This window comes from Streptococcus parasalivarius, from assembly GCF_054785155.1.
On sequence record NZ_BAABOB010000015.1, the window covers coordinates 1 to 6,647 of the forward strand.

Sequence of the window (6,647 nt, forward strand, 5' to 3'; positions counted from 1 at the left end):
ATTTCTTCTATCATAACCCTGCACTTGGTTTCTTATTCAGTTCTCAAAGGTCTTTGTCTCTCTTAAGACAACTCCTATATTCTAGCAAATCTAGAATAGCTTGTCAACACTTTTTTTGAAGTTTTTTCACTTCTCGTGTTCGCCGCCCCTTCCGAAGCAGCTTATTTATAATATCATCTCTGACTTATCTTGTCAATAATTTGCAGTGATTTTAATTTTCTTTTTTTATAATGATTTTTAATGGTATTTCTTCTCTCGATTTTACTTAAAAAAAAGAAGAGTAGAACTCCTTACTCTTCTTCATTTTTATTTTTATTTTCAATTCTTTCTTTGACTTCATCGTAAGATAGGGCATGGTTATCTTCTTCTGAATCTCCAAGAGAATCCACCGGCATCTTACCAGTCTCATAAATTGACTTGATTTGTGCAGCATCAAGTGTTTCATACTTAAGCAAAGCTTCTGCAATGAGAGCATGTGTTTCTCGGTTTGCATTGATAATTTCAGCCGCTTTATCGTGTGCCTCAACTAAAAGTGATCGAATTTCTTCGTCAATAAGTTGAGCTGTATGAGCTGAGTAAGACTTATCTGTCGTAAATTGTCCTGGATTCATCGCATGATTACCCTCATATTGGACTGGTCCAAGTTTTTCGCTCATACCATATTCAGTAACCATTGCACGTGCCAGCTGTGTTGCTTGCTCAAAGTCATTTGAAGCACCTGAGGTTTGAACGTTGAAAATAATTTCTTCTGCAACGCGTCCACCCATAAGGCCTGCCAATTGTTCTTTTAGTTCATCTTTAGATGACAACATCTGATCCTCTTTTGGTAGAGAAATCATATAACCACCTGCTCGACCTCGTGGAACAATAGTAACCTTGTGAACATCACGAGCGCTAGAAAGTGTTAAACCAACAATTGTATGACCTGCTTCATGGTAAGCCACAACTTTACGTTCATGTTCTGAAACTTGGCGGTCTTTCTTAGATGGTCCGGCAATAACACGATCCTCTGCTTCATCGATATCACTAGCATCAATTCTAGTCTTACTACGTCGTGCTGCAACTAGAGCTGCCTCATTCAAGACATTCTCTAAGTCGGCTCCGACAAAACCTGGAGTTTGTTGAGCCACAACCTTAAGGTCAACATCTTCAGCCAATGGTTTATTTTTGGCATGAACTTTCAAGATAGCTTCTCGGCCTTTTACATCTGGGCGACCGACAAGAACTTTACGGTCAAAACGTCCTGGACGTAGGAGGGCTGGGTCAAGAACATCACTACGGTTGGTTGCAGCAATGACAATGATATTCTCATTTCCATCAAAACCATCCATTTCAATCAACAGTTGGTTAAGGGTTTGTTCGCGTTCGTCGTTACCACCGCCCATTCCAGTACCACGACGACGCCCAACCGCATCGATTTCATCAATAAAGATAATAGCACGTTCAGCCTTTTTAGCGTCTTCAAAAAGACTACGAACACGACTTGCTCCGACACCGACAAACATCTCTACAAAGTCAGAACCTGAGATACTAAAGAAAGGAACATCTGCTTCACCAGCTACAGCTTTAGCAAGAAGAGTTTTACCTGTCCCTGGAGGACCTTCAAGGAGGACACCTTTAGGGATACGTGCACCCAGTGCCTTATATTTACGTGGATTTTTGAGGAAATCTACAACTTCTACCAGTTCTTCTTTTTCTTCTTCAGCACCAGCCACATCTGTAAAGCGAACTTTAATATTCTCTTTTGATTGTGTCTTAGCACGATTGCGGCCAAAGTTCATAGCTCCACGGTTACCACCTTGATTCATCATGAAAAGGAAGAAAATGGCAATCCCAATCAAAGGTATGTAACTAAAAAGATATGAAATCCAAGCACCACTTGAACTTTCACGTATCATTTTAACATTAACATCAGCTGCTTCTGATGCTGATTGCAATGCCTGCATGGTTGTTTCATTCTGAAGCACAGTTGACGTAAAGCTACGTGTCTCTGATGATGCACCACCTAAAAATGGTAGACTAAGGTCAGTATCAACCTTCTCAGCCTTTTTGTAGCTACCTTTAACTTCAATGATACTACCGTCTGGCTGATAAGTGATAGATTTTACCTTACCATCTTCAATTTTCTTAAGCAACTGTGTGTAAGACAATTGTTGACTTGGGCTTTGGCTTCCTCCTGCAAAGTATTGTACTCCAGTTACAACCGCAATAATAACTATGATGTAGAGAAAAGCATTCCGTAAGAAGCCATTATTATTTTTATTATTCATAAATTAATTAGACCTTTACTTATTTTGTATAAATTTCTTCTTTTAGGACACCGACATAAGGGAGGTTACGGTATTTTTCATCATAGTCTAGTCCGAAACCAACGATAAATTCATTAGGGACATCATAACATACGTAATCTGCCTCAATATCAACAACACGACCCTCTGGTTTATCAAAAAGAGTTGCGATTTTGACTGAATTGGCTTTACGGTACTTGAACATATCTCGAAGATAAAGGAGCGTACGACCTGTATCAATGATATCTTCAATAAAGATGATGTCTCGTCCTTCAACATTAGTGTCAACATCTTTAAGAATCTTTACTTCACCACTGCTGACAGTTCCGCCACCATAACTTGAAACGACCATAAAGTCCATCTCAATATGGGTATCAATATGTTTGATAAGTTCTGCCATAAATGGAACAGCACCTTTCAAAACACAGACTAGAAGAGGATTTTTCCCCGCATAATCCTCTGTCAGTTGTTGTCCTAGTTCTTTAGTTTTAACTACGATATCCTCTTGGGAAAAGAGGACTTTTTTAATGTCTTTTTCTAACATTTGGGTTCCCTTTCTCGAAGTCAATATTCTGTTATTATACCACTTTTACTTCAATCATCGTTATTTGAACATGGTATTTGATTAGAAATTCTTATAAATGACTACAGTGCCATAAAGTATAGCATTTTCAGGTCTTTTTTTCAAATAGAGACGCCCAGCAACATAAAGAAAAATAATATGACCATCTTGTTCTCCTACAATGGCTTTTTGACGATCCTTCTCTAAAATCTTATTGTCTATAAACAGTCGTCTTAATTTTTTATGGTGACTACCAAGGTCAATCTTATCGCCTTCTTTTCTATGACGAATCACTATTGGGGCATCTGACCAAATGCTAATAGCATCTGTGTTAGAAACGTCATTGAATTCTGAAAAAGTCAAGGTATAATCCTCAAACTCAACAGATTTTCCAAATTCTAAGAGACAAGGAGAAGATAGAGAGATAGACTCTTCTTTCCTTATCAAGAAATATGTCTGTGTTTTTACTAGTTCGTAACCATTTTTTAGGGGCATCTTTCCTGAAGCGTTTTTCCTTAGGTAACTTATCAATTGATTAAATTGGCCTTTAGAAAGCTTTAAATCAGGAAAGGAGTCTAAATAATTCTGAAGAAGAAAGAGCTGGACAGCATCTGACTGTTGCTGAAAAACAGATAAATCAGTGATACTAATATCCTTTGTTAACTCCCCTAGAGCTTGCTCCATAAGACCAATCTCCTCGGCTAAAAGACAAAGGTGCTCCTTAATTTTAGGATTTTCCTGAGATAAAGTAGGAAGATAGGACAGTCTGATGCGATTCCGAAGGTAGGCTAGTGACGTATTACTCCTATCCTCAAAATGGAAAGTTACGGGAAGCTGAGCTTTCGTAAGATGCAAAAAGGGACGAATAAGCTGACCAGTGCCAAACGGTCTGATAGCTGAAATTCCTGTCAGGTGTCTTAAACGACTTCCTCTCAACAGTCTCATAAAAATTGTCTCTGCCTGATCATCTGCATGATGGGCTGTTACAAGAGCAGAGTAATCATAATCTTTCATGAGCTGCTTAAAAAACTCATAGCGAAAGGTGCGAGCAGCATTTTCTGAAAACTTTCCTGAGAATGCACTATAGTGAAAAGGGACCTTGTGTTCCTCTGCCCAATGACGTAAATACGCTTCTTCATGCTCCGACTCTTGTCGTTGTTTATGATTAACGTGAGCAATCCCCAACTGAATATCCAAATCTTTTTGATGGTTATACAAAAAGTGCAGCAAACTCATAGAGTCTGCTCCACCTGATACTGCTACTAAAATTTTCTTGTGCTGGTTAAAATAACCTTTTGCTTGCATCCTTTGCAACAATTTTTGTGTCATTATTTTAAAATTCCATAAACATCATCTGCAATTGAGGTGATTTTGTCATAGCCTTCTTTATCCGTAAAAATCGATAAAATAAAGGGAGAATCTGCATAAACAATAGCGACATCATGTTTAAAGTCGTAGGCATCCCCTATTTTATGTGCAACAGGGACATCAATGTTTTTGGAAATACGTTCGCCATCATAGTCCGTGCTTGAAAGATAATTGATAATATCTCCATTTTGTCTATAAACAGCCTCCATCAAAGTACCTGCGGCTCTAGCAGTCAGCTCCTTTTTATCCATATTCCACGAGGTCGCTGCGGCTTTATCTACTGATTTTTGGAAGGCTTTATCATACTGATTGGCTACATAATAACCTAATATATTTGTCGCTACATTATCTGAGTTTTGGGCTACAGCCTTTAACAGATTTTCCAAGCTATAATTCTTATCATCAGGCATCTTACTAATCTTTCCAGAACCATCTGGATCATAGGCACCTGGAAAACCATTCACAGCAGAGGTATATTGATACTCATCTGATAATGCTAATTTCTTTTGAGACAGACGTTCCTGTGCATAATAGAGTACTCCTAGCTTGGCTACGCTAGCTGCATACATGCTTTTTTCGTCATTGATAGCAGCTACTCGGTTCGTATCAAGCTGTTTAACATAAACTGAAATGCGCTCTTGATTGTTATACTTCTCATTAAGGACTTTTTGAACAGACTCGATGCGATTATCAGTCGTTGATAAATCAGAAGCGTTAATCCACCCCTCTCCGTCTACCAAATAGTAGGTCCCTGCATGCGTCTGAGCTGCTTGGCTAACCTTAATAGGTTTGAAACTAGCGAGTTTAGAGTCAGCTTTTTCGGTTCCTAACACGTAAGGTTCTTTGTATACCGTTAAACCATCTTTAGTCCAGAAGGTCATATCTACTGGTTTTTGATTATAGATACTATCATCCACAATTGATTTCTGACTAGCGGCTACATAATCACCATCTTGAAGTTGGAAAACAGGTTCACCTTTTGCGTTCCAAAAAATAGCAGAAATCGATAGTTTGGTATCCGCTTGGATACTGGTTTTAAATTCGGTTAATTCCTTGTTCTTATAAGTTAGGATATTTGTTATCGTTCTTGGATTTTTAGGAATCTGTTTAAATTGACTCAAGCTAGCTGTAGTATTTTGAGTCAATTTTTGAACCTGTTTTGGGGTCAGAGCTAACTCCTTCTCCATAGGAAGTAGGACTAGAGGGCTAGAAGATACAAGCACAACAGTTGCAGCTATTAAAAGCTTTTTCATGCTTGTTTCTTCACCTCCTCTTTCCTCGGTAATTCCGTTTTAAGTTGCTGATTTTTTTCTGATAGTTCCTCTAACTTGGCTTCTGAATAGGTTAAAAAAGTTTCTACAGTTTTAAGTAAATCTTTCATTAGGGTAATAAGCTTGGTACAGGATAGATAGACTCTCCTTCACGTGAATAATAGTACTTAGCACGCGCATATTTCTCGGCGAAAGCATCATCCTTAAGTTTCTTAGCCAAATCCTTTCGTTCCTTTGTCTGATCTGACAATTTATCATAGTCTTTCTGAAGCGACAAGACTTCCTTCTCTTGCTGCTTGATATTCATATAGGTCTCAACCAGATTGTAGGTTGGCAAGATGAAGAGTAAAACAACCACAAAGAGAATCCACCCCATAAAGCGATTCCTTTGCTCATGTTCGGCACGCTCTAATCGTTGCTCTTGATTGGCATTATCAATGTAATCATTCGTAAGCTGTACAATATTAGGCTTCTTGCTCATCTGCTTCAATCCTTGTTTCACTTATAATCTCGTACATTTTTGCCGCATCTTCTTTTTTCGTACTATCTTTCATTTCTAGAACACGGACAGTCAAGAGTTTATTTCCAAAACGAACTTCCACTTGGTCACCAATTTTTAAATCTGTAGATGACTTAGCGAGTACACCATTTACTTTTATACGCCCTTTATCAGCCACTTCTTTAGCAACTGGACGGCGTTTGATAATTCGTGATACTTTTAAATATTTGTCTAATCTCAATGTTACTGTTTCCTTTTCGTTAGGATATCTCTTCTATGATAGCATTTTTTTTAGAAAATAGGGGACTAAAGCCTTTTCAATACAAAAAATCATAACCACCCGTCTAACGGGTGGTTTGATCAAGGGCTATAAGCCCATAATACCAGCCAGCGCCTAAAGACGCTGGCTTTCACTTTGTTCAAGCCTTATTGCTTTTGACTCGTCACAAGCCTCTCAAAGAGGCATTCGCATTACTTACCATTATCCCTGAAGGGATTTTCATATTCTTTTACGCTTAATTTGTCCAAAGCCATATCATGCTTCTCTTGTTCCTGAATATATTTCTTAATTGTGGCTTCATTAAGTCCTACCGTACTTACATAATAACCTTCTGCCCAAAAATGTCTGTTACCAAATTTATATTTTAAATTGGCGTGTT

Annotated in this window: 8 protein-coding genes; all 8 read right to left on the minus strand. The window is 38.2% G+C overall.

The genetic code is table 11. The annotated features are described in order from the left end of the window. Positions 1–290: 290 nt before the first annotated feature. Positions 291–2,270 (minus strand): ATP-dependent zinc metalloprotease FtsH, encoded by a 1,980-nt coding sequence (gene ftsH / locus ACYVQ1_RS10060; protein WP_461250094.1) that lies wholly within the window; start codon positions 2,268–2,270, stop codon positions 291–293. A gap of 19 nt (positions 2,271–2,289) precedes the next feature. Further along, positions 2,290–2,832, minus strand: coding sequence for a hypoxanthine phosphoribosyltransferase (gene hpt / locus ACYVQ1_RS10065; protein WP_461250095.1), 543 nt, complete (start codon positions 2,830–2,832; stop codon positions 2,290–2,292). A gap of 81 nt (positions 2,833–2,913) precedes the next feature. Then, positions 2,914–4,179, minus strand: a complete 1,266-nt coding sequence (gene tilS / locus ACYVQ1_RS10070; protein WP_461250096.1) for a tRNA lysidine(34) synthetase TilS — start codon at positions 4,177–4,179, stop codon at positions 2,914–2,916. After that, positions 4,179–5,471 (minus strand): serine hydrolase, encoded by a 1,293-nt coding sequence (locus ACYVQ1_RS10075; protein WP_461250097.1) that lies wholly within the window; start codon positions 5,469–5,471, stop codon positions 4,179–4,181. Before ACYVQ1_RS10075 ends, tilS begins: the two co-directional genes overlap by 1 nt. Then, positions 5,468–5,599, minus strand: a complete 132-nt coding sequence (locus tag ACYVQ1_RS10080) for an SP_0009 family protein (RefSeq protein ID WP_002883955.1) — start codon at positions 5,597–5,599, stop codon at positions 5,468–5,470. The genes ACYVQ1_RS10075 and ACYVQ1_RS10080 overlap by 4 nt, the downstream gene beginning before the upstream one ends. Then, positions 5,599–5,970 carry an FtsB family cell division protein gene (locus tag ACYVQ1_RS10085; protein WP_002886276.1) on the minus strand — a complete coding sequence of 124 codons (372 nt, stop codon included), beginning with the start codon at positions 5,968–5,970 and terminating at the stop codon, positions 5,599–5,601. The genes ACYVQ1_RS10080 and ACYVQ1_RS10085 overlap by 1 nt, the downstream gene beginning before the upstream one ends. Further along, positions 5,954–6,229, minus strand: coding sequence for an RNA-binding S4 domain-containing protein (locus ACYVQ1_RS10090; RefSeq protein ID WP_002883975.1), 276 nt, complete (start codon positions 6,227–6,229; stop codon positions 5,954–5,956). The genes ACYVQ1_RS10085 and ACYVQ1_RS10090 overlap by 17 nt, the downstream gene beginning before the upstream one ends. A gap of 230 nt (positions 6,230–6,459) precedes the next feature. Continuing rightward, positions 6,460–6,647, minus strand: a 188-nt coding sequence (locus tag ACYVQ1_RS10095; protein ID WP_461258416.1) for a transposase, incomplete at its 5' end; no start/stop codon positions are given.